Below are 26,376 nucleotides of genomic sequence, written 5' to 3'. Positions count from 1 at the left end.
CTTGTGTCGTGGCTTCAGCGCCTGGCGCGGCCGCGCGGGGCGGCAACGCCGGTGCCTGCGGTGCCTTCGAGTTGCGCCACCCGTTCGCGCAACTGCGCGACCTCATCGCGCAGGGCCTGCACCTCCTGCGCGCCCGGCATGCCCAGGCGCTCCAGCGCGGTGGCGACGCGCTGGTCGAACACGTCCTCGAACTTGCGGATGCCGAAGCTGTCGAGGCTGGGAACCTTGCCCTGCCGGATGCCGAGCAGGCCTTCGATCACGTTGGCCTGGCGCTTGGCGACGTCGTGGCGCACGGTGTCCAGCGCCTTCAGGCCCGCGCGCAGCAGGCCTTCGGCCTTGCCGGGCTCGGGCGCCTTCGGCGTCTTCGGCGTCTTCTTCGTTGCGGTTGCCGCCTTGCGGGCGGCCGCTTTCCGCGAAGCCGGCGCCTTCTTCGCAGGCGCCGCCCTCTTCTTCAACTTTGCAGTTTCTTCAGGACGGGTCGCCATGCGGTGCTCCAGATGCCGGGAAAAAGAAAGGGGCCCGAAGGCCCCGGGGTCAGGCGGCCTTGCGGGCCGCAGCGCGGCGAACCGGCGTGCGGGCCACGGCGGCCTTGGCCTTCACCGTGCGGACCGGCCTGGCTTCTTCGGCGCCGCTCACACGGGCTTCGATCTGCCGGGTGCCGGCGACGATCTTGTCGGCGATCTGCACCGAGACGGTGGCGATCGGCTGGTTCAGCGCGCCCAGGGCGTTGATCACCGAGGTGACGACCGGCGACTCGACGCGGGCCACGCGGCCGGCGACCGTTTCGATGCCGGTGGTGGTACCCGCTGCGACGCGGTCCATCACGGAGACGATGCGGCCGGTGTCGATGTCCAGGCGGTTGGCCAGGAAGCCGTTGATCTTTTCTTGCGCGCCGATCAGGTTGGCCTTCACCTGTTCGCTCACCATCGGAATCTGGCGGCTGCCCAGGAAGTTGCTGTAGCGCGAAGCGGCGCCGCCCAGCAGGCGGTGCACGCCGGTGCGGTAGGCACCGACCAGGGTCTTGCCCGCGTCGTTGTACTGGCCGACGACGTGGACGGCTGCGGATGCGATGGTGGTTTGCGTGGACATGGTGATTTCCTTTGAAGTGGATGGGCTCGCGAAGGAAACCGAGAGGTTCTGTCGCGATGGGCCTATCTTCTTCCCGGGGGCCTAGGCCTGGAAAACTAGAACGGTCGGAAAACTAGTCCAACTGCCCCAACTTTCTGCAGGCCGGGCCCGCGCGCCGATCATGCCGCAGCGGCGCGCGGGGCGCGGGCGCGCTTGGCCGGCGCGGCCTTGCGGGCCGGCGGCTTCGGCGCGACGGCTTTCTTTGCAGCAACCTTTTTCGCGGCGGCCCTGGCAGGCGCCTTGGCGGCCGTTTTTGCGGTCGCCTTCACAGTCGCCCTGCCGGGAGCTTTCGGGGCGGCGGCCTTCACCGGCGCTTTCACCGGCGCGTTCACCGGCGCGTTCACCGGCGCGTTCACCGACGCTTTGGCCGCCACCTTCTTCCGGGCGGCAGGCGTCTTCTTTGCGGCGACGGCCGGCGCCTCCTCGTCCGACGGCTCCTCCACCGTCTTCGGCGGCGCGGGCGCGGGCGCCGCGCCCGCGGCGGCAGGGTGCTTCTGCGTCAGTTCCATCAGCAGCTTGTGCTCGGCCAGCATGTAGTCGCCGATCTCGGTGATGTCGGGCACGGCGCGGCGGCAGGCGATCAGGCCGTAGTCCATGCGGCCGTTGTAGCTCTGCACCGTGACGTTGAGCGCCGTGCCGTGGCTGGCAATCGACACCGGGTAGTAGCAGGTGACCAGCGCGCCGGCAAAGTACATCGGGAACGGCGCCCCCGCCACGTTCGAGATGGCCACGTTGGCCGCCGGCGGCAGCAGGTTGACGATGCCCGAGCGCCCCACCATCGACGCAATGCCCGACACCAGCCAGGGCGCAGCAAAGGTCGGAAAGTCGTCCAGGATCACCGCCTTGAAGCGGTTCATGGTCGACTTCGACGCGTTCGACGACGTGTTGATGGCCTTCAGCCGCTGCACCGGGTCGGTGATGTCGGTGGCCAGGCTCACCAGGATCATGCTGGCCTGGTTGTTGGCCGTGCTGTCGCCCGCCTCGCGCAGGCTCACCGGCACGCCGGCCACCAGCGGCTTGGCGGGCAGCTCGTTGTTGTCGGCCAGGTAGTGCCGCAGCGCGCCGGCCACGGTGGCCATGACCACGTCGTTGAGCGACACGCCGAAATGCTTGGCGACGTACTTGGTCTCGGCCAGCGAGATGGTGCGCCCGGCGAAGGTGCGCTGGTTGGTGATCGACACGTTGAGCGAGGTGCGCGGCGCGAACAGGTTGAACTTCTTCGGCGCGGCGGCCGTGTCCTTCTCGGCCGACTTCTCGTCGGGCTTGGCCAGCCCGCCGATGGCACGCGCGATGGCCGGCGCCATCTTGAAGAGCTTCACGTACTGCTGCGCGGTGTTGCGCAGCGCCGCGGTGGCCAGCTCGGCCATGCCCAGCTGGTAGCCGCTGCTGCGCGGGCGCGAACGCGGCGGCTTCACCATGCGGCCCGTGGCCTCGAGGTCGAAGATCGCCTTGCCCAGCTCCACGCCGGCCTGCCCGTCGATGCCCGCATGGTGCACCTTGGTGTAGAGCGCCACCTGGCCGCTCTTCAGCCCGTCGATGATGAAGAACTCCCACATGGGGCGGCTGCGGTCGATGAGCGTGGAATGCAGCCGCGCCACGTACTGCTGCAACTGCCGGTTGGTGCCGGGCTTGGGCAGCGTGATGTGGCGCACGTGGTAGTCGAGGTCGATGTCCTCGTCGTCCACCCACACCGGGTTGGACATGTCGAAGGGCATCAGCGCCAGCTTGCGCGTGAACACGTCGGCCAGGTGGATGCGGCTGGCCATGAAGTTCTTGGCGTCTTCGTAGAAGTCGCCCTTGTAGCCCTTGGGCAGGTCGAGCACGTTGAGCGAGCCCACGTGCATCGGCATTTCCGGCGTTTCCAGGTGCAGGAAGGTGGCATCAAGACCGCTCAGGTGTTTCATGTGTTGTGTCTCCTAGGTGGGGCTGGCGCCGTGGGGCAGGATAGCGCGGGCATTGCGTTCGTGGGCCCCGTCTTCTTCAGTGTTTCCACCGGGGGGAAGGCACCGGCGGGGCAGGGGTTTGCCCGGAGTAAGGGAAAGGTTGCGCATGCCCGGCGGGGCCGCGACAGGTGCGCCCAGGGGCTTGTGCGGACCCTCTTTCACACGGCCTCCGTACACTGAGGCCATGACATCCAGCCTCCCCCCGCAATCGCTGCAACCAGCGCAAGACGACCACCTCTGGCTCGAAGACATCGACGGCGAGAAGCAGCTCGACTGGGCCCGTGCGCAGAACGCGCTCACCGTGCAGGCCTACGCCCAGTCGCCCGCGTTCGATGCGCTCCAGCAGGGCATCCTCGAGGTGCTCGACTCGGAAGAGCGCATTCCGATGGTGCGCAAGATCGGCGCGCGCTTCTACAACTTCTGGCGCGACAAGGCGCACCCCAAGGGCCTGTGGCGGCGCACCACGCTCGAGGAATACCGCAAGCCGCAGCCCGCCTGGGAGACCGTGCTCGACCTCGACGCGCTGGCCGCGGCCGACCAGGAGAACTGGGTCTGGCACGGCGCCGATTGCCTGGACCCGGACTACAAGCGCTGCCTGATCTCGCTGTCGCGCGGCGGGGCCGACGCCGACGTGGTGCGCGAGTTCGACCTGGAAACGAACCAGTTCGTCGAAGGCGGCTTCACGCTGCCCGAGGCGAAGAACCACGTGGGCTGGAAGGACATCGACCACCTGTACGTGGCCACCGACTTCGGCCCCGGCTCCATGACCAGCTCCAGCTATCCGCGCATCGTGAAGGAGTGGCGTCGCGGCACGCCGCTGGAAAGCGCCGTGACGGTGTACGAAGGCCTGCACGAGGACATGTCCGTCGGCGCCTACCGCGACAACACGCCCGGCTTCGAGCGTGACTACGTCTCGCGCCAGATCGACTTCTACGACAGCGAGACCTGGCTGCGCGGCGCCGACGGCGCGCTCGCCAAGATCGACGTGCCCGACGACTCGCTGGCCGAGATCACGCGCGAGTGGATGCTGATCGAGCCGCGCACCGACTGGACCGTGGGCGGCACCACGTACAAGTCGGGCTCGCTGCTGGCCACGAAATTCGACGACTACATGGCCGGCCGGCGCGAACTCACCGTGCTGTTCGCGCCCGACGACACCACCGCGCTGGACAGCCATTCATGGACGCGCCACCACCTGATCGTCAACGTGATGCACGACGTGGTGAACCGGCTCGAAGTGCTCACGCCCCCGGCCGACGGCAAGGGCGCGTGGACACGCGAAAGCCTGGGCGGTGCACCGGCGCTGTCGACCATCGCGGCAGGCGGCATCGACGAGGACGAGAACGACGACTACTTCCTCACCGTGAGCGGCTTCCTGCAGCCGACCACGCTCTACATCGGCACCATCGGCCAGGGCGAGCCCCAGGTGCTGAAGGACAGCCCCGCCTTCTTCGACGCCTCGCGCTACCGCGTGAGCCAGCACTTCGCCACCTCGAAGGACGGCACGCGCGTGCCCTACTTCGAGATTGCCGCCCATGACCTGAAGGCCGACGGCACCCACCCCACATTGCAGTACGCCTACGGCGGCTTCGAGATTTCGCTGCAGCCCAGCTACAGCGGCAGCATCGGCCGGGCGTGGCTGGATCAGGGAGGCGTGTACGTCGTTGCCAACATCCGCGGCGGCGGCGAGTACGGCCCGCGCTGGCACCAGGCCGCGCTGCAGGAGAACCGGCTGCGCACCTGCGAGGATTTCGCGGCCGTGTCCGAAGACCTCATCGCACGCAGGATCACCTCGCCCGCGCACCTGGGCGCGATGGGCGGCAGCAACGGCGGCCTGCTGATGGGCAACATGCTCACGCTGTACCCGCAGCTGTACGGCGCCATCGTGAGCGAGGTGGCGCTGCTCGACATGCGGCGCTACACGCAGCTGTCGGCCGGCGCGTCGTGGATCGCGGAATACGGCGACCCGGAGCAGCCCGACGAATGGGCGTTCATCAAGACCTTCTCCCCCTACGAGAACGCGGAGGCCGGCCGGGCCTATCCGCCCGCCCTGTTCACCACCTCCACCCGCGACGACCGCGTGGGCCCGGTGCATGCGCGCAAGATGCACGCGAAGATGGTGGCGCTGGGCCACGACAGCAGCTTCTACGAGAACCTGGCGGGTGGCCACAGCGCGGCCACGGACAACAAGGAGTCCGCCTTCATGGACGCGCTGGGCTATGCGTACCTGTGGCAACACCTGAGGAAGCCGAAATGAGCAACGACCCCACCACCCTCGAACTGATCGGCGCGCCGACCGACATCGGCGCCAGCGTGCGCGGCGCCGGCATGGGGCCCGACGCGCTGCGCGTGGCGGGCCTCGCGGAGGCGCTCGCGGGGCAGGGTTTCGCGATCATCGACCGCGGCAACCTCGCAGGCCCTGCCACGCCCTGGACGGCCCCGGCCAACGGGCTGCGCCACCTCGACGAGGTGATCGCGTGGAACCGCTCGGTGTACACGGCCGTCGACAGCGCGCTGGGCGCAGGCCACGTGCCGGTGATGCTGGGCGGCGACCACTGCCTGGCCATCGGCTCCATCAGCGCGGTGGCCTGGCACGCGCGCCAGCGCGGCAAGAAGCTGCGCGTGCTGTGGCTCGACGCGCATTCCGACGTCAACACCGAGACCACGAGCCCCAGCGGCAACCTGCACGGCATGCCGGTGTCGTGCCTGCTGGGCCACGGGCCCGCGGTGCTCACGGGCTGGAGCGGCGAGCGCGCGGCGCTGCAGCCCGACGCCATCCGCTTCATCGGCATCCGCAGCGTCGACAGCGACGAGAAGAAAGCCATTCGCACGCTGGGCCTGCATGTGTTCGACATGCGCCACATCGACGAGCACGGCATGCGCACCACCATGACCGAGGCGCTGCAGGACGTGGACGAAGACACGCACCTCCACGTGAGCTTCGACCTCGACTGCCTGGACCCCGGCATTGCGCCCGGTGTGGGCACCGGCGTGCGCGGCGGGCCGACCTACCGCGAGATGCAGCTGTGCATGGAAATGATCTCCGACACCGGGCGGCTGGGCTCCGTCGACGTGGTCGAGCTGAACCCCGCGCTGGACGTGCGCAACCAGACGGCCGAGGTGGCGGTGGAGCTGATCGAGAGCCTGTTCGGCAAGTCGACGCTGGTGCGTTGACGTCGAGCCCCGCGGGGCGGGGCCGCCCTCAGCCGCGGCTCGGCGACGACGGCACGGGAAAGGTCATGACCGGTGCAGGCGCAGGTGGCGTGGCCGGCGCGGCAGGCGACGTCGGGGCTGGCAATCTGGCCGCGGGCGGTTGGGTGGGGGCCTCGGCCTGGCTGTCGCCGGCGTCTTCAGCGCCTTCAGCGCCTTCAGGGCCTTCGAGGAAACGGTCGAGCAGCGCGAAGAAGCGGTCGTAGAAGCGCTCGTCGGTCAGCGTTTCGCTCGCCACCTTCACCATGGCGTCGTCGCTGGCCGAGAACGGCAGCGACAGCGAGCCGATCGCGCCCACGCCCACGCTGGCCGAGTTGTTCACCTTCTTGATGCCGTAGCGGTCCTGCAGCGCCGTCACGAAGGCCACCGTGCTCTTGCTGGCGGTGCCGCCCTTGGTGCCCCTGGTGCCCCTGCCGCCCTCCTGCGCGCAGACCACCCGGAACTCGACCTCCACATGCACCTCGGCCGCCGGCTGGAAGCTCTTGCGCCCGGTCACCAGGTCGGCGTTGGCGGCCGTGATCATGTAGCCCTGGCTCAGCAGCGCGCGGCGCGCGGCCTCGCAGGTCTGGGCCTCGGTGGCCTCGTAGTTGCGGGTGTGCGTGGTGGTGGAGCCGAACTCCTCGGGCTCGTAGGTGACGCGGCGCGAGCTGGTGCCGCAGCCGGCCAGAACGAGCGCGGACACCAGGCCCAGCAGCAGGACCGGGGCGCGAACGAAGGAGAAGGTAGAAGCAGATGAAGTGAGGTGCATGGTCGGCATGAAGCGGCGGATGCTAACCGGCGTAGCGCGCCGGCAAGGCTTCGAGCGTGCCAGCGGCCCGGCGTTCCCCGCCGCGATAAATTTTCAGGACCAGGGCAGCACGTGCTGCGCGCGCACCCGCGTCGCCGCGATCAGCCGCGCATTGGGCGCGTCGGTGCTGTCGACCCAGGCGCGGGCCTCCTCGGCGCTGCGGCCGAACTGCTGGTGGCGCCGCACCAGGCGCGCTTCGCGCAGGGCGTCGTCGATGTCCACGTACCAGACCTCGTCGAGCATCGCCGCCGCCCCTGCCCACGGGCCGACGTCGTGCAGCAGGTAGTTGCCTTCGGTGATGACCAGTTGCGTGCTCGGCAGCACGGCGATGGCGCCGGCCACCGGCTCCTCGATCTCGCGGCGGAATTCGGGCGCATAGACGATGTCGCCGTCGGGGCGCTGTTCGCGCAGGCGCTGCAGCAGCGCGACGTAGCCGGCGCTGTCGAAGGTGTCTGGGGCGCCCTTGCGGCCGGCGCGGCCGAGCCGTTGCAGCTCGACGTTGGCGAGGTGGAAGCCGTCCATGGGGACGACCTGGGCGCGGTCGGCGCCGATGGCCCCGAGGAGTGCCGCCGCCAGCGTGGACTTGCCGGCGCCGGGGGCGCCGACCAGGCCCAGCAGCTTGCGCTGCCCGCCGGCCATCAGGGCGTGCAGGCGGGCGAGGCTGTCTGCAGGAATGGGAGGGAGTTTCTGCACAGGAATGCTGGTCATGCCCCGAGCGTACAACCCCTTCCCGTCAAAAAATCACGGGTACAGGCCGCGTTCCTGGCGCGCCATCAGGATGCGCTCGCAAGCCACCGCGTACGTCGCCGTGCGCAGCGTGATCTTGTGCTTGTCCGCCGTGTCCCAGATCTGGTTGAGCGCGTTCATCATGATGCGGTCCAGGCGCACGTTGATCTCGTCCTCGTCCCAGAAGAACGACGAGAAGTCCTGCACCCATTCGAAGTAGCTCACCGTCACGCCGCCGGCGTTGCAGATCACGTCGGGCACCACCAGCACGCCGCGCTCGGCGAGGATGTCGTCGGCCACCGGCACGGTCGGGCCGTTGGCGCCTTCCAGCACCAGCTTGGCGGTGGTTTTCTTCGCGCGTTCGGCGGTGATCTGGCCTTCGAGCGCGGCCGGGATCAGGATGTCGCAGGCCGTGTCCCAGAAGGCGTCGTTGGGCACCACGTCGCCGCCCTTGAAGGCGATCACGCCGTCCTTGTTGGCAATGGGGATCAGCGTTGCCAGGTCGAGGCCGTTGCTGTTGACGATGGTGCCGGTGTGGTCCTGCACGGCCACGATCTTGGCGCCGGCTTCCGCGAACAGTTCGGCCGCGACCGAGCCCACGTTGCCGAAGCCCTGCACCGCGATGCGCGCGCCGCGCAGGTCCATGCCCAGCCGGCGGGCCGCCTCTCGGCCGGTGACGAACACGCCGCGGCCGGTGGCCTTGACGCGGCCCAGCGAGCCGCCCAGGTGCAGCGGCTTGCCGGTGACGACGCCGGTGGCGGTGCCGCCGGTGTTCATCGAGTACGTGTCCATCATCCAGGCCATGATCTGGCCATTGGTGTTGACGTCGGGTGCGGGAATGTCGGTGTGCGGGCCGATGATGATGCCGATCTCGCTGGTGTAGCGGCGAGTGATCTTTTCCAGTTCGTTCTGCGACAGCTTCTTCGGATCGACGCGGATGCCGCCCTTGGCGCCGCCGTACGGCAGGTTCACGGCGGCGGTCTTGATGGTCATCCAGGCCGACAGCGCCATCACTTCTTCGAGCGTGACGTCGGGGTGGAAGCGCACGCCGCCCTTGCCCGGGCCGCGGCTCATGTTGTGCTGCACGCGGTAGCCCTCGTAGTGGGCAATGCGGCCGTCGTCCATTTCGATCGGCACGTCCACGATCAGCGCGCGCTTGGGGCGCTTGAGCGTTTCGACCCAGCGGGCCAGCGGGCCGAGGTACGGCACGACGCGGTCGACCTGCGAAAGGTACGTGCCCCACGGGCTGTTGGCGGTCGGGCTGACGAAGGAGAGTTTTTCACTCATGAGAGATCCCAGGGTTGAACGGATGGGCACAACGATAGACCTGTCCCGCGCGCGACGCCATGGCTTATGCGCGGCGCGCTGGCGGTTATGCAAGAGACGTTGGGGCGGCGCCCGCGGCACATGACGAAACCGTCATCGACGGGTTATCGATCCGGCGGATGCGCTCCCTAGAGTGGGCTCACCAACCACAACCGACCTCAAGGAGCTTCCCGAATGACCCAGCAACCGAACGCCACCCGCCTCCTGGGCACCGCCGCCATCGCCGCGGTGCTCGGCCTGGTTTCGGCACCCGGCTTTGCCGGCAACTACGCCGAGGGCGACCCGCGCCCCGTGGCGACGACCTCGTCGACCACGCGCGCCGTCGTCGCTGCCGACACGCAGCAATGGCTCAAGGCCGCGCCCACCCAGGGCTACACCGACGGCATCTCGCAGCAGGCGGCCGTGGTCTCGACGAACACCCGGGCCGCGGTGGCTGCCGATACGCGGCTGTGGATGCAGTCGGGCCTGGCGGCCAGGCAGAACGGCGAGGCCGGGGCTGACGTGATGCAGCCGGGGTACCGCCAAGCCGTGGCGAACTACATGTCCGGGCGGGCCGGGGCGCAGGCACAAGCCCAGCCGGGGACGACGGTTCGCTGATCTGTTCAGGTCGCCCTGTGCATGCGCCAGAACACGGTCGCAGCGAAAACGAGCCCCAAAGGGTAGGCCAAGGGCACTTCCTTGGTTCTATCTCCTGTAGCCGGCTGCCATAGGCCGCATCTTCCGCCGCCGATCGACACCCGCGCCGGATAATCCTCCGATGCTCGACCTGGACCGCATCGATCTCCGGCTGCTGAAGACCCTTCAGGAGGATGGCCGCATCACCAACCTCAAGCTGGCCGAGGCGGTGGCGCTGTCGCCCACCGCGGTGCTGGCACGGGTGCAGCGGCTCACGCGCGAAGGGTTCATCCTGGGCTACGAGGCGCGGCTCGATCCGCACAAGCTGGGCCGCGGCTTCACCGTGTTCGTCGAGGTGCTGCTCGACCGCACCACGGCCAACGTGTTCGACCAGTTCAAGGCTGCCGTGCAGGTGCGCGACGAGATCATGGAATGCCACATGGTCGCGGGCGGCTTCGACTACCTGCTCAAGACCCGCATGGCCGACATGGCCGCCTACCGCGAGTTCGCCGGCACCGTGCTGTGGCAGTTGCCCGGCGTGCGGGAAACGCGGACCTATGCGGTGATGGAAGAAGTCAAGAGCAGCGCGCGCCTGCCGCTGGGCGTCTGAAGCCTACGCGGGCTTGCGCGCCCGGCCGCCGAAGATCGCGGTGCCGACGCGAACCATCGTGCTACCTGCGCTGATGGCCGCTTCGAGGTCCGCGCTCATCCCCAGCGAGAGCGTGTCGAGTTCCACACCCGCAATGCCCGCCGCGCGAATCGACTCGAACACCGCATGCGCGCGCAGGAACAGCTCGCGCTGTGCGTCGAAACCCTCTGCCGGCTCGGGGATCGCCATGAGCCCGCGCAGCCGCAGCTGTGGCAACGCCGCCACAGCGCGGGCCAGCGCCACGGCCTCTTGCGGCGTCACGCCCGACTTGTTCGAGCCCCCGTCCACATTGACCTGAAGGCACACATTGAGCGGCGGCAAATGGGCCGGCCGCTGGGCCGACAGGCGCTCGGCGATCTTCAGGCGGTCGATGCTGTGGACCCAGTCGAACTGCTCGGCCACGGGCCGCGTCTTGTTGCTTTGCAGAGGGCCGATGCAGTGCCACTGAAGGCTGGCGCGCAGGTCGGCCAGCGCCTCAATCTTGTCCAGCCCCTCCTGCACGTAGTTCTCGCCGAAGGCCGTCTGCCCCGCCGCATGCGCCTCGCGCACGGCCTGCGGGCCGAAGGTCTTCGACACTGCCAGCAGCCGCACCTCGCCGGGCGCGCGCCCGGCCGTTACACATGCCTTCGCGATCCGGTTGTTTACTTGCTGGAGGTCGTCGCCAATCATCGTCATAATCGTCCAAAATCGTATCAAAACGTCACCGCACCCGAGCCGAGGAGCCCTGTGGACATCACCCAATTGCTGGCATTCAGCGTCAAGAACAAAGCGTCCGACCTGCACCTTTCCGCAGGCCTGCCGCCCATGATCCGCGTCAACGGCGACGTGCGCCGCATCAACGTGGATGCGCTCGATCACAAGGGCGTGCACGCCATGGTGTACGACATCATGAGCGACACGCACCGCAAGCACTACGAAGAATTCCTGGAGGTCGACTTCTCGTTCGAGATCGACGGCCTCGCGCGCTTCCGCGTGAACGCCTTCAACCAGGCGCGCGGCGCGGCGGCGGTGTTCCGGACCATTCCCTCGAAGATCCTCACGCTGGAGCAGCTGAACGCGCCGAAGATTTTCGGCGAGCTCGCGCTCAAGCCGCGCGGGCTGGTGCTGGTGACGGGGCCCACGGGTTCGGGCAAGTCGACCACGCTGGCCGCAATGGTCAACTACCTCAACGAAAACGAGTACGGCCACATCCTCACGGTGGAAGACCCGATCGAGTTCGTGCACGAGTCCAAGAAGTGCCTGATCAACCAGCGCGAGGTCGGCCCGATGACGCTGTCGTTCTCCAACGCGCTGCGCTCCGCCCTGCGCGAAGACCCGGACGCCATTTTGGTGGGCGAGCTGCGCGACCTGGAAACCATTCGCCTGGCCATGACCGCGGCCGAAACGGGCCACCTGGTGTTCGGCACGCTGCACACCTCCTCGGCCGCCAAGACGATCGACCGGATCATCGACGTGTTCCCCGGCGAAGAGAAGGAAATGATCCGCGCCATGCTGTCGGAGTCGCTGCAGGCCGTGATCTCGCAGACCCTGTGCAAGACCAAGGACGGCCAGGGCCGCGTGGCGGCGCACGAGATCATGCTGGGCACGCCGGCCATCCGCAACCTGATCCGCGAGGCCAAGGTGGCGCAGATGTACTCCACCATCCAGACCGGCCAGGGCCAGGGCATGCAGACGCTCGACCAGAACCTGACCGAACTGGTGCGCCGCAACGCCATCTCGGCTGCCGAAGCCCGCGGCAAGGCAAAGATCCCCGAAAATTTCCCCGGCTAGTCATGAGGCCCCCCGGCTTTTCACTTCGCTGCGCTGCGTGTAACTCCACCCCCCAGGGGGGAGGCGCGGCCGCCTTGGGGCGGCCCGGCGGTCGGCCGCCAGCGGGTTCAATCTAAACAGATCAAGGAGCGCTCTCATGGAACGCGATCAAGCCAGCCAGTTCATCAACGACCTGCTCAAGCTCATGGTGAGCCGCAGCGGCAGCGACCTGTTCATCACGGCCGACTTTCCGCCGGCCATCAAGGTCGACGGCAAGGTCACCAAGGTGTCGCAGCAGGCGCTGGGCGCGCAGCACACGCTGGCGCTCACGCGCTCGGTCATGAACGACCGGCAGACGGCCGAGTTCGAGCGCACCAAGGAGTGCAACTTCGCGATCTCGCCCACCGGCATCGGGCGCTTCCGGGTGAACGCCTTCGTGCAGCAGGGCAAGGTCGGCATGGTGCTGCGGACCATTCCCGCCAAGCTGCCGACCATCGACGGCCTGGGCATGCCGCAGGTGCTGAAGGACGTGGCCATGACCAAACGCGGCCTCACCATCATGGTGGGCGCCACGGGCTCGGGCAAGTCGACCACCCTGGCCGCCATGATCGACTGGCGCAACGAGAACTCCTTCGGCCACATCGTGACGGTGGAAGACCCGGTCGAGTTCGTGCACCCGCACAAGAACTGCGTGATCACGCAGCGCGAAGTGGGCATCGACACCGACAGCTGGGAAGCCGCGCTGAAGAACACGCTGCGCCAGGCACCCGACGTGATCCTGATGGGCGAAATCCGCGACCGCGAGACCATGGAGCACGCGGTGGCCTTCGCCGAGACAGGCCACCTGTGCATGGCCACGCTGCACGCCAACAGCGCCAACCAGGCGCTGGACCGGATCATCAACTTCTTCCCCGAAGAGCGCCGCGCCCAGCTGCTGATGGACCTGTCGCTGAACCTGCGTTCGCTGGTGTCGCAGCGGCTGGTGCCCACCGAGGACGGCCAGGGCCGCGTGGCCGCGGTGGAAGTGCTGCTGAACACGCCGCTGATCTCCGACCTGATCTTCAAGGGCGAGGTGGGAGAGATCAAGGAGATCATGAAGAAGAGCCGCAACCTGGGCATGCAGACCTTCGACCAGGCGCTCTTCGATTTGTTCGAAAGCCACTCGATCAGCTTCGAGGACGCCATCCGCAACGCCGATTCGGCCAACGACCTGCGGCTGCAGATCAAGCTCAACAGCCAGCGCGCGCGCAGCAGCGATCTGGCGGCGGGCACCGAGCACTTCGCGATCGTCTGAGCGCGTATTCGATATTCGCGATCGTCTGAGCGCCCCGGGCGCCGTCAGTCGATCGTTCGCTGCCACGCAGCGAACACCCCCGCCACCAGCGCAATCACCGCCATCGCGGTGAACCCGTCCAGCGAGGCCATGAACGTGGCCTGCTGCTCGAGCGTGCGGTACAGCGTGCCCAGCGCCATGGCATGCGCCTCACCCGCCGCATGGCCCGACGCGACGAACCCACGGGTCAGCGAGTCCAGTGCCTGCATGAAGCTGGCATTGGCCGGGTTCGCCGATTCGCTCAGGCGCACCTCGTGCAGCGCCAGCCGGTGCTGCTGAAGCGCGATGACCGACGAGGTCGCGAAGGAAATGGCGAGCTGGCGCACCAGGTTCTTCAGCCGGTAGCCGTGCGCGAACTCCTCGGCCGCGAAGGGCCTGAAGGTGAGGTTGGCCACGGGCAGCACCACGAACAGCATCAGCAGCCCGCGCAGCAGCAGCGCCGGCAGCAAGGCCGCGCGCCCCGCCTGCGGCGTCATCTGCGACAGCCACCACGCCGCCAGCGCCGCAACGCCGAAGCCCGTGACGATGAGCCACTTCTTGCGTGCCAGCCGCGCCGAATAGCGCAGGTAGACGAACACCAGCAGCCCGGTCGCGAGCGACACCACGCCGGTGAAGTAGCCGGTGTTGCCCACGGTGAAGCCGAGCCCGCCCTCCATCAGACGCGGCAGCAGGTAGCTGAACCCGGTGGAGAGGTAGTAGTAGACGACGTACAGCGCCAGCCCCACGCGGAACGACGCATGGCGAAACGCCTGCAGCCGCACCAGCGGCGCGGGGTGCCGCCACTGCTGCCAGCCGAACCAGGCCAGCCCCGCCACGCCGGCGATCGTCAGGCCGATGAGCCCGGGCGAGCCGGTGAACAGCTCGAAGTGCGAGCGCGTCAGCACCACCTGCAGCGCGGCCTGCGCGAGCGCGAACACCAGGTAGGCGACGTAGTGCGGCTCGGTGCGCTCGTGCACCGGCACGTCGCCGATGTCGGGCAGCGTCCACAGCACCAGCAGCCCGATCAGCGCGGCCACCGGCGCGGTGCTGGCGAACAGCCAGCGCCAGTCGAGGTGGGTGACGAGGAAGGCGCCCGCAATGGGCGCCAGCGCGCCGCCGAAGACGATCAGCACCATGAACGCCTTCAGCGCCTTGGCGCGGCGCGCGGGCGGAATGCCGATCTGGATCAGGATGCGGCAGGCGCCCAGCATCGGGCCGACGAAGTAGCCCTGCACGGCGCGCGCGGCGGTCAGCTGCATCGCGCTGTCGCACAGCGCGGCGCCCACGCCGCCGGCGGCGAAGGCGAACATGCAGACGGCCAGGTAGCGCCGGTAGCCCAGCCGCTCGATCCACGCATGCTGGTGCAGGATGCCGAGCACCGCGCCCAGCGCATAGGCGCTGGAGGCCCACACCAGCTCGTCGGGCGAGGCGTTGACGCCGCCGGCGATGTAGCTCGCGAAGAACGCGAAGAGTGCGTTGTCGAAATAGTCGATGGCCGTGACGAGGCCGATGGCCCAGGGCAGCAGCGCCACCGCGGCGTTGCCGCGCGAAGGCCATGCCAGGGCCGAAGAGGTCATGGCGCGGGCCGCTCCTTGCGGCGCTGCGCCAGGGCCTCTTCCACCGGCTCGCCGGCCAGGCGGCGCTCGACGTAGCCGAGGTCGCGCCGCAGTTGCGCCTGCAACGCCGCGGCCTCCTTGAGCTCGCGGCGGACCTGGGCAACGCGCGCATCGAGCGTTCCCAACTGCTCGGTGAGCGTCTCGCGCAGGGTTTTCAGCGAGGCATTCGACAGCCGCGGGCGGCCTCCTTCGGCCGGCGCGTCCATGGGCTGCTGGAGCATGGCGGTGATGACCGGCAGCGAGAAGCCCAGCGAGCGCATGCGCAGCACGCGCGCCAGCTTGTCGAGGTCGGCCTGCTCGTACAGGCGGTAGCCGCCCTCGCTGCGCACGGGCACCACGACGCCGAGTTCTTCGTAGTACTTGAGCGTGCGCGGTGTGACACCGAGCCGGGCTGCGGCATCGCGCACGGTGAGGGCGCTGGCGGCAGGTGTGGCGGCAGGTGTGGCGGCAGGTGTGGCGGCAGGTGTGGCGGCAGATGCGTCGGTCATGGTGACGCAATTCTGCGCCAACCTGTACGTTCACGTACAGGTTGGGGGTCATCACATCGGCGGCGGAATGGCTTTAAGCTGTCGCCCCATGAGCAGCATCAACACCCGCACCTACGAATCCGTCCCCGCGCAAACCGTGGCCTTCCTCGGCCTCGGCGTCATGGGCGGCCCCATGGCCGGCCACCTGGCCAAGGCCGGCCACAGCGTCACGGTCTACAACCGCACACCTGCCAAGTCGCAGGCCTGGGCGGCCGAATTCGGCGCACCCGGGCGCCACGCCCCGACCCCGCGCGAAGCCGCCGCCGGCGCGGACATCGTGTTCTGCTGCGTCGGCAACGACGACGACCTGCGCTCCGTGGTGCTGGGCGACGACGGCGCCTTTGCCGGCATGAAGAAGGGCGCCACCTTCGTCGACCACACCACCGCTTCGGCCGACGTGGCCCGCGAACTGGCGAAGGCAGCGCAGGCGCTGGGCCTGCACTTCATCGACGCGCCCGTCTCGGGCGGCCAGGCCGGCGCGCAGAACGGCGCGCTCACCGTCATGTGCGGCGGCGACGCGGCCGTGTTCGAGCGCATCAAGCCGGTGGCCATGGCGTTCGCGCGCGCGGTCACGCTGCTGGGCGAGAGCGGTGCCGGCCAGCTCGCAAAGATGGTCAACCAGATCGCCATTGCCGGACTGGTGCAGGGCCTGTCGGAAGCCATCGCCTTCGGCCAGCGCGCCGGGCTCGACATGGAAGCCGTGCTGGGCGTCATCAGCAAGGGCGCGGCCCAGAGCTGGCAGATGGAAAACCGCGGCAAGACCATGATCGCGGGCAAGTTCGACTACGGCTTCGCGGTCGACTGGATGCGCAAGGACCTGGGCCTGGTGCTCGACGAGGCCAAGCGCAACGGCGCGCGCGTGCCGGTGACGGCGCTGGTCGACCAGTTCTATGCCGACGTGCAGCAGGCCGGCGGCAAACGCTGGGACACGTCAAGCCTCATTACCCGCCTCAAATAGGCTCGCCCCCAGGCTTCGCGGCACTTCGTGTCCGCTTGCGTCTCCTTCCCCCCTGCCGGGGGCAACACCTGCGGCCCGGCAAAGCCGGTTTCGCGGTGTTCCACGAAAAAAGCCAGCAACAGCGGGCTTTGTTGATTCAGCGCTTCCTGCTCAGCGGATCGGCGAGGTCGTCGCGCCGCTCGCGGGCAGCGGCTCCATCGGCGGAAGCGGCACGCGCGACGACGACGAAGGCGCAGGCGGTGCCGACGGCGAGGCCGACGTCACCGGCGCCGGTCCCTGCCCGCCGCGCTGGGCGGCGCTCTGGTTGGCGGCCTGGGAGGCTGCCAGGTCGGCTTCGGACACGATCTCGACCACGCGCACCACCTTCGCCACGCCGCTCACGCCGCGCGTGATCTCGGTGGCGCGGTCGGTCTCGCGCCGCGTGGCGATGCCCATCAGGTAGACCGTGCCGCGCTCGGTCACCACCTTGAAGGAGTTGGCGAAGATGTCCTTGGCGTCGAGCAGCGAGGCCTTCACCTTGCCGGTGATGTAGAGGTCGTTCGAGCGGTCCTGGAAGGTGCTGGACGCGCCCACGGTCAGTTCGTTGACCACGGAGCGCACGTTCACGACGCGGCCCACTTCCTCTTCCACGCGGCGGCGGTCGGCGTCGCTGCCCACGGCGCCGGTCAGCAGCACCTGGCGGTTGTAGCTGGTGACGCTCACGTACATGTTGTCGTTGGCGATGTCGCGCACGCGGGCCGCGGCCCGCAGCTCGATGCCCTGGTCGTCGAGCTGCGCGCCCGAGCTGCGGCGGTCGGTCGCCACCATGCCCACGCCCATCACCGCGGCGCCGCCCACGACGAGCGGAACGCAGGCGGAAAGGCCGCCCACCAATGCGGCGCCCAACGTGAGGGCAAGGGCAAGGCGTTGGGTCGACGTCGTCGTCATGGTCGTGAAGGTCATGAGGAAACTTCCTGTTCTCCGAGTAACTGGGCATCCACGCCGTCGCACAGGCAGTGCAGCGCGAGCTGGTGGATTTCGTGAATGCGCGCCGCACGCTCGTGCGGCACGCTGATCTGGACGTCGGTTTCGCGCAGCGCGCGGCCGATGGCGCCGCCCGAGCCGCTGCTGCCCGCGCCCGGCGCCGAAGGCGGCCCCGAGACGGCATTGCCGAGCAGCGCGACCACGGTCATGTCGCGCTCGTGCGCGGCCGTCACCGCGGCCAGCACCGCCGCCGACTGCCCGCTGGCGCTGAGCGCCAGCAGCACGTCGCCGGCCTGGCCGAGCGCGCGCACCTGGCGGGCGAAGCGGTCGGCGTCCATCGCGGTGGCGCTGTCGGCGTCGGGGTCTGTGGTGTCGCCGGGCAGCGCAATGGCGCCCAGCTCGGGCCGTTCGCGTTCGAAGCGGCCCACGAACTGCGCGGCGAACTGCGCCGCCAGCAGGCCGGACACGCCCGAACCGCAGGCCAGCACCTTGCCGCCGCTGGTCACGCACGCCAGGATGGCCTGCATCGCTTGAGAGATGGGTTTGCTGAGGACCGGTCCGGTCTGGTATTTGAGGTCGGCACTGTCAATGAAGTGCTGCTGAATCCGTTGCTCGAGCATGAGGCGGGATGATAACTGGGGGTTGTGAAACAAAAGGTGTGAGTGGTGGAGCCGCAAGCCAAGGCTTCGGTTCCCGCACGGGGCACTTCAGCCGGCGTCGAAGGCGCCCTGGAGCCAGGTGATTTTCTCCTCCACCAGCACCACGTCGAACCGGCAGGGCGGCACCGTGCGCAGCCCGTTCAGGAAATGCTGCGCGGCGAACACGATGCGTCGCTGCTTCACACCTGTGATGCTGCCGCCCGCGCCGCCGTGCGTGCCGGTGCTGCGCTGGCGCACTTCGACGAACACCAGCGTGGCCTCCGGCGGGCGGCGCGCGTCGCGCATGATCAGGTCGATCTCGCCGCCGCCGCGCCCGGGCGTCCGATAATTGCGCGCGACCAGCGTCAGGCCGGCGTCCCGCAGGTGGTCGAGCGCGGCGTCTTCCGCCGCATCGCCGCGATGCTTCGTGGTCTTCGTGGTGGTGGTCTTCATGGCTCCCTGCCGCAATCTTCTTGTTCGTTCTGACGGAGAAACTTCTTGGCTTCACTCGCCCCTGCTTCTTTCGGCGCCGCCCTCGCGGCCGCGCACGACGCCGCGGGTGCGCAGCATTATCCGCAGGCCACGCTCTACGTGGTCGCCACGCCCATCGGCAACCTGGCCGACATCACGCTGCGCGCGCTGCACGTGCTGCAGCTGGTGGACGCCATCGCCTGCGAGGACACGCGCCACACCCAGACCCTGCTGCGCGCCTACGGCATCGACCGGCACGGCTCGCGGCTGCTGGCGGTGCACCAGCACAACGAGGCCGAGGCCGCGCAGGCCGTGGTCGCGCGGCTCGCGCAGGGCGAGCGCATCGCCTACGTCAGCGACGCCGGCACGCCCGGCGTGAGCGACCCCGGCGCGCGGCTGGCTGCCGCGGTGCGCGCGGCCGGCCATCGCGTGCTGCCGCTGCCGGGCGCCAGCGCCGTGACCACGCTGGTCGGCGCGGCCGGCCTGGTGGCCGACGGCGGCGACGGCAACGCCAGCAGCGCCTTCGTGTTCGCGGGCTTCCTGCCGAGCAAGGCCGGCGAGCGCGACACCGCCGTGCAGGTGCTCGCGCAGGAGCCGCGCGCCGTGGTGCTGCTGGAGGCGCCGCACCGCATCGAAAGCCTGGCGCGCGCGCTCGCCACGCTGGGCGAACGCCGCATCACCGTGGGCCGCGAACTCACCAAGCAGTTCGAGGAAATCGCGACCGTGGCCGCCAGCGCCCTGCCCGACTGGTTCGGCGCCGACCGCGACCGCACGCGCGGCGAATTCGCGCTGGTGCTGCACCCGGTGGCGGTGAGCGGCGACGGCGGCGCCGAAGGCGAGCGCGTGCTGCGCCTGCTGCTGGCCGAGCTGCCCGTGAAGACGGCCGTGAAGCTGGCCGCAGAGATCAGCGGCGCGCCGCGCAACACGCTGTACGACACGGCGCTGCGCATTCGCAAGGACGCGGAAGAAAACTAGCCTTCGAGAAATTCGGGCGGCACGGCAGCGGTCAGCCAGACGCCGTTTTCCGCACGATGAAAGGCGTGGCCCCGCGCATGCATGCGGCCCGCGTCGACGCGCAGCACATGCGCCTTGCCGTGGCGCCGGCCCACCTGCACCGCCGTGGCCTCGTCGGCCGACAGGTGCACATGCTGACGCGCACCCGGCCGCAGGCCCTGCGCGCGGATCGCATCCAGAAAGCGCGTCGCCGTGCCATGAAACAGCACCGCAGGCGGCGTCAACGCCTCGAAGCTGCGGCTGACCTGCGGCGTCGAATGACCTTGCAGGGCGCGAATGCGCAGCCCGTCGGCCGACAGCTCGTAGCGCTTCTTGGCGCCCGCATCGACCGCGCGCACGACGTCCGAACGGGCCAGGTCGCGGCCTTCGGCCACCGCGCCCGCAACCAGCGCGTCGATGTCGGCCCAGCCCTGCAGGTCGAGCCGCAGGCCGACGGACTCCGGCGCATGCCGCAGCACATAGGCCATGAACTTGCTCACGTCTTCGGGGGTCATGCCGTCTTCCAGTGATCGCCGTGCGCCAGCAGCGCGCTCCACAGCCGTTGAACATGCGCGGCCGGTGGCCGGTCCGCCGCATGGAACACGTGGTACTCGAGCGGCGGATACCCCTGCAGCGGCACCGCCACCAGCCCCTTGGGAATGCGGCAGCAGGCGTTGACCACCGCGAGGCCGAAGCCCAGTTGCGCGAAACGCAGCATCAGCTCCCAGCCGTCGGCTTCGAGCGCCGGCTGCCAGGCCACCGATTCGGCCTGCAGCAAGCGGCCGAGCAGTTCACGGTGCGGTCGCCCGGCCGGCGGCACGATGAGCTGTGCGCCCTTCAGGTCCCGCAGGCGCACCGACTTGCGCGCGGCCAGTGCATGTGCGCGCGGCACCACCACCACCTGCCCGACCACCGTCAGGCGCACCGCATGCAGGTCGGCCGGCGCCGTGCCGAGTGGGGCAATGCCCAGCTGCGCCTGGCCCGCCCGCACCGCCTGGATGGCCGCGTCGCGGTTGCGCGTGAGCAGCTGCAGGTGCGGCGACGCGTCCGGCCCCGAGAACTGCGACAGCGCCTTGCCCAGCAGGTAGAGGTAGGCGCCCTCCCCGGCCGCCAGCGTGACGACGGGCCTGTCCTGCCCCGCGGCGAGCCCTTTGGCGAAGCGCTGGTTGAGCATGAGCAGCTCGCGCGCATGCCGAGCGACCTGCTCGCCCGCGCTCGTGAGCTCCAGCGCGCTGCCCACCCGTACGTAGAGCCTGGCGTCGAGCTGCTCCGACAGCTTGCGCACCTTGGCGTGCAACGCCGGCTGGCTGATGTGCAGCAGGCGCGCCGACTCGCTGAAGTTCAGCGTGTCGGCGAACACGGCGAACGACTGCAGCGCGTCGAGATTGGTGCGGGGAATGTCCATCTATCCATTTTATGGATAGCGCTTCCAATATCGGTAGTTCCTGGTGATGGGCTTCGTTTCTACGATCCGGCTGCATACATACACACACAAGGAGCAGCAAATGAAGAACAAGCACACCCCTACCCGCCTGGGCATCGACATCGGCCGCGTGCTGATCGCTGCCGAAGGCCCGCACGGCGAGGACACCGCGTTCATCGGCGGCTCGCTGCAGGACGCCCTGGACACGCCGCCCTGCGAAGGCATGTTCGAGGCCGTCGCGCCGCTCGTCGACAAGTTCGAAGGCCGTGTCTGGCTCGTGTCGAAGTGCGGGCCCAGCGTGCAGGCCAAGAGCCGCGCATGGCTGCGTCACCACCGCTTCTTCGAGCGCACCGGCATCGCACCCGAGAACCTGCGCTTCTGCCTGCAGCGGCCGCAGAAGGCCGACCACTGCCGCCAACTGCGCATCACCCACTTCATCGACGACCGCACCGACGTGCTGCACCACCTGCAAGACATCGTGCCGAACCGCTACCTGTTCGGCCCGCAGCGCAAGCCGGTGACGGTGGAGGGGCTGGTGCTGCTGCCAGCCTGGAAGGACGCGGCCGCACTGGTCGGCTGACCGGCCGCGGGGCTAACCGTCCAGCTCGGCGTAGCGCCTGAAGATGCCGTCTTCGTTGAACGCGATGCGGCGCGGGCTCTGCAGGTAGTCGTGCACGCGCTGGCGGCGCTTGATGTTGCCGTGCAGCTTCTCGACCGCAGGCGTCTTCGCCAGTGCCCGCGCGGTGGCTTTGGGGAAGGCGTAGTGCAGCCCGTCCACCAGCTGGAACAGCGACAGGTCGGCGTAGGTCAGCACGTCGCCCACCAGGTGCAGGCTGCCGGCGGGGTTGCGCTGCAGCACTCGCTCGAACCAGCCCAGGAACTTGGGAATGCGCTCGTCGCGAAAGGCCTTGGCGCGCTGCGCGGCCGCGTCGCGCTGGTCTTCGTAATAGGCGCCGCTGGAGATGGGGTGGTGCGTGTCGTGCGCCTCGGCCACCGCATCGGCGATGGTGAGCTGCAGCTGGTGCGTCCACAGCCCGTCGGACTCGCCCACGCCCGCCAGGCCCAGTCGCGGCCCCAGGTACAGCAGGATCGCGGCGGTCTGCCCCACCACGACGTCGCCGTCGACCAGGAAGGGCGGCGCGAAGGCGGGACGGGCGTTGTCGGGGTCGCCCAGCCGCTCGCCCAGCGCGGACTCGCCGCCGCCCTTCGATTCGGGCAGGCGGGCCACGTCGACATAGTCGGCGCCGGCCGCTTCGAGTGCGAGCCGCACGAATTCGCCGCGGCCCTGGATGGTGGGCCAGTAGTGGAGTTGGTAAGGCATGCGGTCATGGTGGCAGGGTCGGCAAGGCGCTGCAACCTCGGGCGCGCAGGTGTCGAAGTCGGCCTACGCCGGCATGCGCGCTCAGCGCAGCGCCATGCCCGCCAGCACCAGCACGAGCAACGCGATGTAGCCCCAGGTGTGCACGCGGTCGGGCATGCGCCCGATCAGCGGCGCGGCGGCGCGCACGCCCACCAGCGAACCCGCCACCAGCGCGGCGAACGCCGGCACGTCGACGTAGCCGATGTGCCAACCCTCCAGCGCCGAGCCCGAGCGCCACGCCATCGCCATGTAGGTGGCCGTGCCCGCCAGCGCGATGGGCAGCGACAGCGGGTTGGCCATGGCGGTGGCGCGCGTCATGCCGATGCCGCGTCGGCGCATCAGCGGCACGGTCATCACGCTGCCGCCCACGCCGAGAAAGGCGGCGACCAGGCCGATGACGAAGCTGCCGGCCGTGGCGACGGCGCGCGACAGCGGGCGAACCACGGCCGACGCGTCGTGCGTCATGAAGCCGGGACGCAACAGGCAGTCGAGGAGGGTCACGCCCAGGTAGGCAATGAAGGCCCAGCGCACGAACTCGCCGTTGGCGGCCACCGCCATCGCAGCGCCCACCACGGCGCCGATGCCGATGAAGCCGAGCAACGGCCGGATCAACGCCCAGTCGAGCGTGCCGGCACGCTGGTGGCGGCGCGTGGCCAGCCACGCGCTGACGATCATCACGCAGGTCGAGGTGGCCACGGCGATGTGCATGGCGGAGCGGCCGACGGCGCTGTCGGCACCGTGCGTCAGCATCAGCGCGCGGTAGAGCAAGGGCACCACGACGAAGCCGCCGCCGAAACCGAAGAGCACGGTGGTGACGCCCGCCAGGCCACCGAAGGCTGCGAGCACGAGATAGATCGACACGACAAAACTCCAGGCAAGTGAGGGAACAAGCCCTTGAAGATAGGACGGCACCGCCTGGCGCGCTTGCGCATGTTCGACAATGATGTACTCGTTTCAGCCAGCCGCCTTCACGGGTCGCTTCACGGCCATGCGCAACGTCACCATCGATTCCGTCGACGCCACCGACCGCCCGGTGCTGGCCATCGGCACCGACTACCCGCCCGGCCACCTGCTGCCCACGCACAGCCACCGTCGCGCGCAATTCCTGTATGGCGCCACGGGCGTGATGGAGGTGGGCTGCGACGACGGCGCCTGGGTCGTGCCTCCGCAGCGCGGTGTGTGGATTCCGGCCGGCAAGCCGCACCGGGTGCGCATGCTGGGCGTGAGCACGCGCAGCCTCTACATCGAGCCGCGCGCCGTGCCGCGCCGGAGCGGCCAATGCGAGGTACTGAGCGTGTCGCCGCTGCTGCGCCAGCTGCTGATGGAAGCGGTCGAGCTGCCGCCCGCCTACGACCGGCAGGGGCGCGACGGCGTGCTGATGCGCCTCATGCTGCACGAACTGGCGCGCGCCGAAGCGCTGCCGCTGCACGTGCCGCTGCCGCGCGATACGGCGCTGGCCGGGCTCTGCGTGGAATTTCTTCGCCAGCCCGACGTGCATGTGGCGCCTGCGGCGTGGGCCGCGCGGCTGAACGTGAGCGAGCGCACCTTCAACCGGCGCTTCAGCCTGGAAACCGGCATGCCGTTCGGCAAATGGCGACAGCGGGCCTGCGTGCTGGTGGCGCTGTCGAGGCTGGCCGCCGGCGAGCCGGTGACGGCGGTGGCGCTGGACATGGGCTACGACAGCCCGGGGGCGTTCTCGACGATGTTCCGCAGGACGCTGGGGCGGCCGCCGTCGCATTTCTCGATGGCGTAGGCGCTGGCGGCGGCGCCCTTCTTCTTTCGGTCAGCCGCGTGCGACGCGCACGGGTCCGTTCGCCGTCCAGCCGCAGCCGACGGCCTGGTCCGGACCTCCGTCGACGAGGGCTTGCCGGGCAGCGGCCTGCGTCGCGCTGCGCAGCGACTTGATCGTCGCGTCGGCTGCGTCGATGCGGCGGTGCAGCTCTTCGTTGACGAGGCGCATCAGCGCACCGAGTTCGGAGCGGGTGGGATGCATCTCCTCGGTGTCATTCACGCGTTGCGGAAGGATGAGCTTTTCGAGGCACGCGCTGGCGCAGTGCACGTGGCGGATGTTCTCGATGTCGTCGTCTGCCTGCAGGACGAGGGATTCGGTGTCGTTCGGTAAGGGAGCTGAATTCGCCGCCGCAAAGGGCTTGCCGCCAGCAGATTCGGGAGATGAAGGAACAGGAGCGGAACTAGCCATGATGGCCTCCAGTGGTTTCGGTGTGCTTCAACCGACGCCCTCAACGCCAATTGAGGGCGGCAGCTCGACGGGTTGGCGTACCGGGAAACCACTTGCGTGAAACCGGCAGGGCGCGAGCCCTCCCGTCGAGCCGCCAAAACTGGAGGCACGAACGACAAAGCCGCAGACCTTGCGGTTGACTGCGGCTTATGTCGCAGTGATTTCAACGGGACGCCAATCCCGATCACGCCTTGTTCGGACGTGACGACGCAGTGTATATCGAGGGGGGTGTGCTCAAAAGCCGCTCCAGCAGCCCCAGAAACAAGAAAACCGGAAGTCTCTGGAGAAACTTCCGGTCTTGTGTGTGGTCCGCCGCCAGGAACCAAAGTCTCCTGTGAAGAAGGTCCGAAATCGGCATTTATGCCCCCATTTGTGCCCCCAGGCGTGCCTAGACTACCGTATGAAACTGACTGACACCAAGCTCCGCACGCTTGAGCGGGTAGGCAAACACTCGGATGGTGGCGGCCTCTACCTTGAGTTGACGGCTGCCGGCGGTAGGTATTGGCGCATGAAGTATCGATTCGCGGGCAAAGAGAACCGCCTCGCGTTTGGCGTCTATCCCGAGGTGAGCCTCAAGGAAGCCCGCGAGCGTCGCGACGCTGCTCGGAAAGCGCTTGAGCAAGCGGAAGACCCAGCAGCGCTGCGCAAAGCCGCCAAGGTAAAGATTCGATACGAAGCAGCCAACACGTTTGAAGCCGTCGCCCGCGACTGGCTGGCGCACCAGGCAGGACGTTGGGAAGCCATCACGCTGCAGCGCACCCAAGCATCCCTCGAAGCCGATATCTTCCCTGCTTTCGGCGACCGCCCAATGGCATCTATCACCGCGCGCGACGTGATGCATGCCGTAAAGAAGATCGAGGAAAGAGGAGCCGGCGAGATGGCCACCCGCGTTCTGCAGCGGATCAAAGCAGCCTTCCGCTACGCCGTGACCCATGAGCGCATCGACAGCAACCCCATGCTGGATCTTGTGCCAAGCGAGATCTTGAAGCCCCGACGCGTCACCCACCGCCCCGCTTTGGCAGAGCGAGAACTGCCCGAGTTCATGGCAAAGCTCGCCAACTATCAAGGAGACCCGCACACGCTACATGCGCTGCGACTATTGATGCTCACTGCAGTTCGGCCCGGCGAGGTACGAGGCGCTCGCTGGGAAGAGTTCGACCTCAAGGCCGGGGTCTGGCGAGTTCCAGCAGAGCGCATGAAGATGCGCGCCGAGCACCTGGTGCCGCTGTCCAAACAGGCTGTCGAGATTCTGAAGTCGATGCATGCGCTTAGCGGGCACCGTGAATTGACTTTCCCGAGTCCGTTCTACCCAAGCAAGTCCCTCAGCGAGAACACCATCAATAGCGCACTAGCTCGCATGGGTTACAAGGGCGAAGCCACCGCCCACGGCTTCCGCGCCCTTTTCTCGACCATTGCCAATGAAGCCGGCTGGAGCCCAGAGGTGATCGAACGCCAGCTCGCGCATGTGGAGCGCAACCAGGTGAGAGCGGCCTACAACCGTTCGACCTATGTGCAAGACCGGGTGCGATTGATGCAGTGGTGGGCAGATCGGCTGGATGCCGCCTGATCAAACCAGATCTTCACGCCCGAACGGATCACTTCGTCGAGGGCGAATGAAGAGATCGTCGCCAGCACCAATGTCGGAGACACTTCGGCTTTCGGCCAAGTCCGGTCAGTCGCCAACTCAACGGCTATGACCGCTGCAGACTGATTCAGTTGAAAAACTCGAGGTAGGGAGAAAGC

28 protein-coding genes are annotated in these 26,376 nt (G+C 68.6%); 11 read left to right on the top strand and 17 right to left on the bottom strand.

The window, feature by feature from the left end:
- Nucleotides 1-14 precede the first annotated feature (14 nt).
- From AC1DJH_RS27210 to AC1DJH_RS27200, 3 genes are all read right to left on the bottom strand, one after another.
- Complete coding sequence (locus AC1DJH_RS27210; protein WP_478187856.1) at nt 15-455, bottom strand: phasin family protein; 441 nt, start codon at nt 453-455, stop codon at nt 15-17.
- 79 nt (nt 456-534) lie between these two features.
- The gene (locus tag AC1DJH_RS27205) at nt 535-1,089 is read right to left on the bottom strand and encodes a hypothetical protein (protein ID WP_478187855.1); all 555 of its coding nucleotides are present in this window, start codon (nt 1,087-1,089) and stop codon (nt 535-537) included.
- Nucleotides 1,090-1,247: 158 nt separating this feature from the next.
- Nucleotides 1,248-3,032, bottom strand: coding sequence for a WS/DGAT/MGAT family O-acyltransferase (locus tag AC1DJH_RS27200; RefSeq protein WP_478187854.1), 1,785 nt, complete (start codon nt 3,030-3,032; stop codon nt 1,248-1,250).
- A 223-nt stretch (nt 3,033-3,255) separates the two neighbouring features.
- Here AC1DJH_RS27200 and AC1DJH_RS27195 point away from each other — a divergent pair, with 223 nt between their 5' ends.
- Both AC1DJH_RS27195 and rocF read left to right on the top strand, forming a co-directional pair.
- Complete coding sequence (locus tag AC1DJH_RS27195; RefSeq protein ID WP_478187853.1) at nt 3,256-5,328, top strand: prolyl oligopeptidase family serine peptidase; 2,073 nt, start codon at nt 3,256-3,258, stop codon at nt 5,326-5,328.
- Nucleotides 5,325-6,245, top strand: a complete 921-nt coding sequence (gene rocF, locus AC1DJH_RS27190) for an arginase (RefSeq protein ID WP_435487457.1) — start codon at nt 5,325-5,327, stop codon at nt 6,243-6,245. Before AC1DJH_RS27195 ends, rocF begins: the two co-directional genes overlap by 4 nt.
- A 28-nt stretch (nt 6,246-6,273) precedes the next feature.
- On the opposite strand, the gene AC1DJH_RS27185 is transcribed toward rocF, so the two are convergent.
- The 3 genes from AC1DJH_RS27185 to AC1DJH_RS27175 form a co-directional block, all read right to left on the bottom strand.
- A complete protein-coding gene (locus AC1DJH_RS27185; RefSeq protein WP_478187852.1) occupies nt 6,274-7,038 on the bottom strand; it encodes a DUF2242 domain-containing protein in 765 nt (254 codons plus the stop codon).
- 84 nt (nt 7,039-7,122) lie between these two features.
- Nucleotides 7,123-7,776: a nucleoside/nucleotide kinase family protein gene (locus AC1DJH_RS27180; RefSeq protein ID WP_478187851.1), complete on the bottom strand. Its 654-nt coding sequence runs from the start codon at nt 7,774-7,776 to the stop codon at nt 7,123-7,125.
- A 33-nt stretch (nt 7,777-7,809) separates the two neighbouring features.
- A complete protein-coding gene (locus AC1DJH_RS27175) occupies nt 7,810-9,081 on the bottom strand; it encodes a Glu/Leu/Phe/Val family dehydrogenase (RefSeq protein WP_478187850.1) in 1,272 nt (423 codons plus the stop codon).
- A gap of 213 nt (nt 9,082-9,294) precedes the next feature.
- Here AC1DJH_RS27175 and AC1DJH_RS27170 point away from each other — a divergent pair, with 213 nt between their 5' ends.
- Both AC1DJH_RS27170 and AC1DJH_RS27165 read left to right on the top strand, forming a co-directional pair.
- Nucleotides 9,295-9,717: a hypothetical protein gene (locus tag AC1DJH_RS27170; RefSeq protein WP_478187849.1), complete on the top strand. Its 423-nt coding sequence runs from the start codon at nt 9,295-9,297 to the stop codon at nt 9,715-9,717.
- A gap of 160 nt (nt 9,718-9,877) precedes the next feature.
- The gene (locus AC1DJH_RS27165) at nt 9,878-10,345 is read left to right on the top strand and encodes an Lrp/AsnC ligand binding domain-containing protein (protein WP_435441080.1); all 468 of its coding nucleotides are present in this window, start codon (nt 9,878-9,880) and stop codon (nt 10,343-10,345) included.
- 3 nt (nt 10,346-10,348) lie between these two features.
- On the opposite strand, the gene AC1DJH_RS27160 is transcribed toward AC1DJH_RS27165, so the two are convergent.
- The gene (locus tag AC1DJH_RS27160) at nt 10,349-11,059 is read right to left on the bottom strand and encodes a YggS family pyridoxal phosphate-dependent enzyme (RefSeq protein WP_478187848.1); all 711 of its coding nucleotides are present in this window, start codon (nt 11,057-11,059) and stop codon (nt 10,349-10,351) included.
- 51 nt (nt 11,060-11,110) lie between these two features.
- Here AC1DJH_RS27160 and AC1DJH_RS27155 point away from each other — a divergent pair, with 51 nt between their 5' ends.
- Nucleotides 11,111-12,154, top strand: coding sequence for a type IV pilus twitching motility protein PilT (locus tag AC1DJH_RS27155; RefSeq protein ID WP_435441082.1), 1,044 nt, complete (start codon nt 11,111-11,113; stop codon nt 12,152-12,154).
- A 136-nt stretch (nt 12,155-12,290) separates the two neighbouring features.
- A complete protein-coding gene (locus tag AC1DJH_RS27150) occupies nt 12,291-13,427 on the top strand; it encodes a PilT/PilU family type 4a pilus ATPase (protein WP_435441083.1) in 1,137 nt (378 codons plus the stop codon).
- Nucleotides 13,428-13,471: 44 nt separating this feature from the next.
- Here AC1DJH_RS27150 and AC1DJH_RS27145 read toward each other — a convergent pair whose 3' ends face one another.
- Both AC1DJH_RS27145 and AC1DJH_RS27140 read right to left on the bottom strand, forming a co-directional pair.
- On the bottom strand, nt 13,472-15,022 hold the full coding sequence (locus tag AC1DJH_RS27145) for an MFS transporter (RefSeq protein WP_478187847.1): 1,551 nt from the start codon (nt 15,020-15,022) through the stop codon (nt 13,472-13,474).
- Nucleotides 15,019-15,549 carry a MerR family transcriptional regulator gene (locus AC1DJH_RS27140; protein ID WP_478187846.1) on the bottom strand — a complete coding sequence of 177 codons (531 nt, stop codon included), beginning with the start codon at nt 15,547-15,549 and terminating at the stop codon, nt 15,019-15,021. Before AC1DJH_RS27140 ends, AC1DJH_RS27145 begins: the two co-directional genes overlap by 4 nt.
- Before the next feature lie 88 nt (nt 15,550-15,637).
- On the opposite strand from AC1DJH_RS27140, the gene AC1DJH_RS27135 reads away from it, so the two are divergent.
- On the top strand, nt 15,638-16,546 hold the full coding sequence (locus tag AC1DJH_RS27135) for an NAD(P)-dependent oxidoreductase (protein ID WP_435496716.1): 909 nt from the start codon (nt 15,638-15,640) through the stop codon (nt 16,544-16,546).
- Between the two features lie 150 nt (nt 16,547-16,696).
- Here AC1DJH_RS27135 and AC1DJH_RS27130 read toward each other — a convergent pair whose 3' ends face one another.
- The 3 genes from AC1DJH_RS27130 to AC1DJH_RS27120 all read right to left on the bottom strand — a co-directional run bounded on the left by AC1DJH_RS27130 (nt 16,697) and on the right by AC1DJH_RS27120 (nt 18,600).
- Nucleotides 16,697-17,488, bottom strand: a complete 792-nt coding sequence (locus AC1DJH_RS27130; RefSeq protein ID WP_472122229.1) for a BON domain-containing protein — start codon at nt 17,486-17,488, stop codon at nt 16,697-16,699.
- Nucleotides 17,485-18,129, bottom strand: a complete 645-nt coding sequence (locus AC1DJH_RS27125) for an SIS domain-containing protein (RefSeq protein ID WP_435441088.1) — start codon at nt 18,127-18,129, stop codon at nt 17,485-17,487. The genes AC1DJH_RS27130 and AC1DJH_RS27125 overlap by 4 nt, the downstream gene beginning before the upstream one ends.
- Nucleotides 18,130-18,216: 87 nt before the next feature.
- Nucleotides 18,217-18,600, bottom strand: coding sequence for a YraN family protein (locus AC1DJH_RS27120; RefSeq protein ID WP_478187845.1), 384 nt, complete (start codon nt 18,598-18,600; stop codon nt 18,217-18,219).
- 45 nt (nt 18,601-18,645) lie between these two features.
- Between AC1DJH_RS27120 and rsmI the strand changes: the two genes are divergently transcribed.
- A complete protein-coding gene (gene rsmI, locus AC1DJH_RS27115) occupies nt 18,646-19,593 on the top strand; it encodes a 16S rRNA (cytidine(1402)-2'-O)-methyltransferase (protein ID WP_478187844.1) in 948 nt (315 codons plus the stop codon).
- Here rsmI and AC1DJH_RS27110 read toward each other — a convergent pair.
- Both AC1DJH_RS27110 and AC1DJH_RS27105 read right to left on the bottom strand, forming a co-directional pair.
- Complete coding sequence (locus AC1DJH_RS27110; protein WP_478187843.1) at nt 19,590-20,126, bottom strand: RNA 2'-phosphotransferase; 537 nt, start codon at nt 20,124-20,126, stop codon at nt 19,590-19,592. The two genes, rsmI and AC1DJH_RS27110, sit on opposite strands and share 4 nt — an antisense overlap.
- Nucleotides 20,123-21,016 (bottom strand): LysR family transcriptional regulator, encoded by an 894-nt coding sequence (locus AC1DJH_RS27105; RefSeq protein WP_478187842.1) that lies wholly within the window; start codon nt 21,014-21,016, stop codon nt 20,123-20,125. Before AC1DJH_RS27105 ends, AC1DJH_RS27110 begins: the two co-directional genes overlap by 4 nt.
- 100 nt (nt 21,017-21,116) lie before the next feature.
- Between AC1DJH_RS27105 and AC1DJH_RS27100 the strand changes: the two genes are divergently transcribed.
- On the top strand, nt 21,117-21,614 hold the full coding sequence (locus AC1DJH_RS27100; protein ID WP_478187841.1) for a hypothetical protein: 498 nt from the start codon (nt 21,117-21,119) through the stop codon (nt 21,612-21,614).
- Nucleotides 21,615-21,626: 12 nt separating this feature from the next.
- Here the strand turns inward: AC1DJH_RS27100 and AC1DJH_RS27095 are convergent, their stop codons facing one another.
- Both AC1DJH_RS27095 and AC1DJH_RS27090 read right to left on the bottom strand, forming a co-directional pair.
- The gene (locus tag AC1DJH_RS27095; protein WP_478187840.1) at nt 21,627-22,355 is read right to left on the bottom strand and encodes a glutathione S-transferase; all 729 of its coding nucleotides are present in this window, start codon (nt 22,353-22,355) and stop codon (nt 21,627-21,629) included.
- Between the two features lie 81 nt (nt 22,356-22,436).
- Nucleotides 22,437-23,255, bottom strand: a complete 819-nt coding sequence (locus tag AC1DJH_RS27090) for a sulfite exporter TauE/SafE family protein (protein ID WP_478187839.1) — start codon at nt 23,253-23,255, stop codon at nt 22,437-22,439.
- 127 nt (nt 23,256-23,382) lie between these two features.
- On the opposite strand from AC1DJH_RS27090, the gene AC1DJH_RS27085 reads away from it, so the two are divergent.
- Entirely contained in the window at nt 23,383-24,147 is a 765-nt protein-coding gene (locus AC1DJH_RS27085; protein WP_478187838.1) for an AraC family transcriptional regulator, read from the top strand.
- 30 nt (nt 24,148-24,177) lie between these two features.
- Here AC1DJH_RS27085 and AC1DJH_RS27080 read toward each other — a convergent pair whose 3' ends face one another.
- Nucleotides 24,178-24,594 carry a hypothetical protein gene (locus tag AC1DJH_RS27080; protein ID WP_478187837.1) on the bottom strand — a complete coding sequence of 139 codons (417 nt, stop codon included), beginning with the start codon at nt 24,592-24,594 and terminating at the stop codon, nt 24,178-24,180.
- Nucleotides 24,595-25,033: 439 nt separating this feature from the next.
- Between AC1DJH_RS27080 and AC1DJH_RS27075 the strand changes: the two genes are divergently transcribed.
- Nucleotides 25,034-26,200: a tyrosine-type recombinase/integrase gene (locus AC1DJH_RS27075; RefSeq protein WP_478187836.1), complete on the top strand. Its 1,167-nt coding sequence runs from the start codon at nt 25,034-25,036 to the stop codon at nt 26,198-26,200.
- Nucleotides 26,201-26,376: the final 176 nt, after the last annotated feature.

It is taken from the genome of Variovorax sp. 10N412, from assembly GCF_056394985.1.
Note: the sequence above shows the minus strand (reverse complement) of the source record. Positions and strands in the feature narration are given on the sequence as shown.

Bases quoted from the DNA above. Each gene is read 5' to 3' on its own strand.
- AC1DJH_RS27205 (WP_478187855.1), bottom strand. From the start codon at position 1,089: ATGTCCACGCAAACCACCATCGCATCCGCAGCCGTCCACGTCGTCGGC.
- AC1DJH_RS27200 (WP_478187854.1), bottom strand. From the start codon at position 3,032: ATGAAACACCTGAGCGGTCTTGATGCCACCTTCCTGCACCTGGAAACG.
- AC1DJH_RS27195 (WP_478187853.1), top strand. From the start codon at position 3,256: ATGACATCCAGCCTCCCCCCGCAATCGCTGCAACCAGCGCAAGACGAC.
- rocF (WP_435487457.1), top strand. From the start codon at position 5,325: ATGAGCAACGACCCCACCACCCTCGAACTGATCGGCGCGCCGACCGAC.
- AC1DJH_RS27185 (WP_478187852.1), bottom strand. From the start codon at position 7,038: ATGCCGACCATGCACCTCACTTCATCTGCTTCTACCTTCTCCTTCGTT.
- AC1DJH_RS27180 (WP_478187851.1), bottom strand. From the start codon at position 7,776: ATGACCAGCATTCCTGTGCAGAAACTCCCTCCCATTCCTGCAGACAGC.
- AC1DJH_RS27175 (WP_478187850.1), bottom strand. From the start codon at position 9,081: ATGAGTGAAAAACTCTCCTTCGTCAGCCCGACCGCCAACAGCCCGTGG.
- AC1DJH_RS27170 (WP_478187849.1), top strand. From the start codon at position 9,295: ATGACCCAGCAACCGAACGCCACCCGCCTCCTGGGCACCGCCGCCATC.
- AC1DJH_RS27165 (WP_435441080.1), top strand. From the start codon at position 9,878: ATGCTCGACCTGGACCGCATCGATCTCCGGCTGCTGAAGACCCTTCAG.
- AC1DJH_RS27160 (WP_478187848.1), bottom strand. From the start codon at position 11,059: ATGACGATGATTGGCGACGACCTCCAGCAAGTAAACAACCGGATCGCG.
- AC1DJH_RS27150 (WP_435441083.1), top strand. From the start codon at position 12,291: ATGGAACGCGATCAAGCCAGCCAGTTCATCAACGACCTGCTCAAGCTC.
- AC1DJH_RS27145 (WP_478187847.1), bottom strand. From the start codon at position 15,022: ATGACCTCTTCGGCCCTGGCATGGCCTTCGCGCGGCAACGCCGCGGTG.
- AC1DJH_RS27140 (WP_478187846.1), bottom strand. From the start codon at position 15,549: ATGACCGACGCATCTGCCGCCACACCTGCCGCCACACCTGCCGCCACA.
- AC1DJH_RS27135 (WP_435496716.1), top strand. From the start codon at position 15,638: ATGAGCAGCATCAACACCCGCACCTACGAATCCGTCCCCGCGCAAACC.
- AC1DJH_RS27130 (WP_472122229.1), bottom strand. From the start codon at position 17,488: ATGACCTTCACGACCATGACGACGACGTCGACCCAACGCCTTGCCCTT.
- AC1DJH_RS27125 (WP_435441088.1), bottom strand. From the start codon at position 18,129: ATGCTCGAGCAACGGATTCAGCAGCACTTCATTGACAGTGCCGACCTC.
- AC1DJH_RS27120 (WP_478187845.1), bottom strand. From the start codon at position 18,600: ATGAAGACCACCACCACGAAGACCACGAAGCATCGCGGCGATGCGGCG.
- AC1DJH_RS27110 (WP_478187843.1), bottom strand. From the start codon at position 20,126: ATGACCCCCGAAGACGTGAGCAAGTTCATGGCCTATGTGCTGCGGCAT.
- AC1DJH_RS27105 (WP_478187842.1), bottom strand. From the start codon at position 21,016: ATGGACATTCCCCGCACCAATCTCGACGCGCTGCAGTCGTTCGCCGTG.
- AC1DJH_RS27100 (WP_478187841.1), top strand. From the start codon at position 21,117: ATGAAGAACAAGCACACCCCTACCCGCCTGGGCATCGACATCGGCCGC.
- AC1DJH_RS27095 (WP_478187840.1), bottom strand. From the start codon at position 22,355: ATGCCTTACCAACTCCACTACTGGCCCACCATCCAGGGCCGCGGCGAA.
- AC1DJH_RS27085 (WP_478187838.1), top strand. From the start codon at position 23,383: ATGCGCAACGTCACCATCGATTCCGTCGACGCCACCGACCGCCCGGTG.
- AC1DJH_RS27080 (WP_478187837.1), bottom strand. From the start codon at position 24,594: ATGGCTAGTTCCGCTCCTGTTCCTTCATCTCCCGAATCTGCTGGCGGC.
- AC1DJH_RS27075 (WP_478187836.1), top strand. From the start codon at position 25,034: ATGAAACTGACTGACACCAAGCTCCGCACGCTTGAGCGGGTAGGCAAA.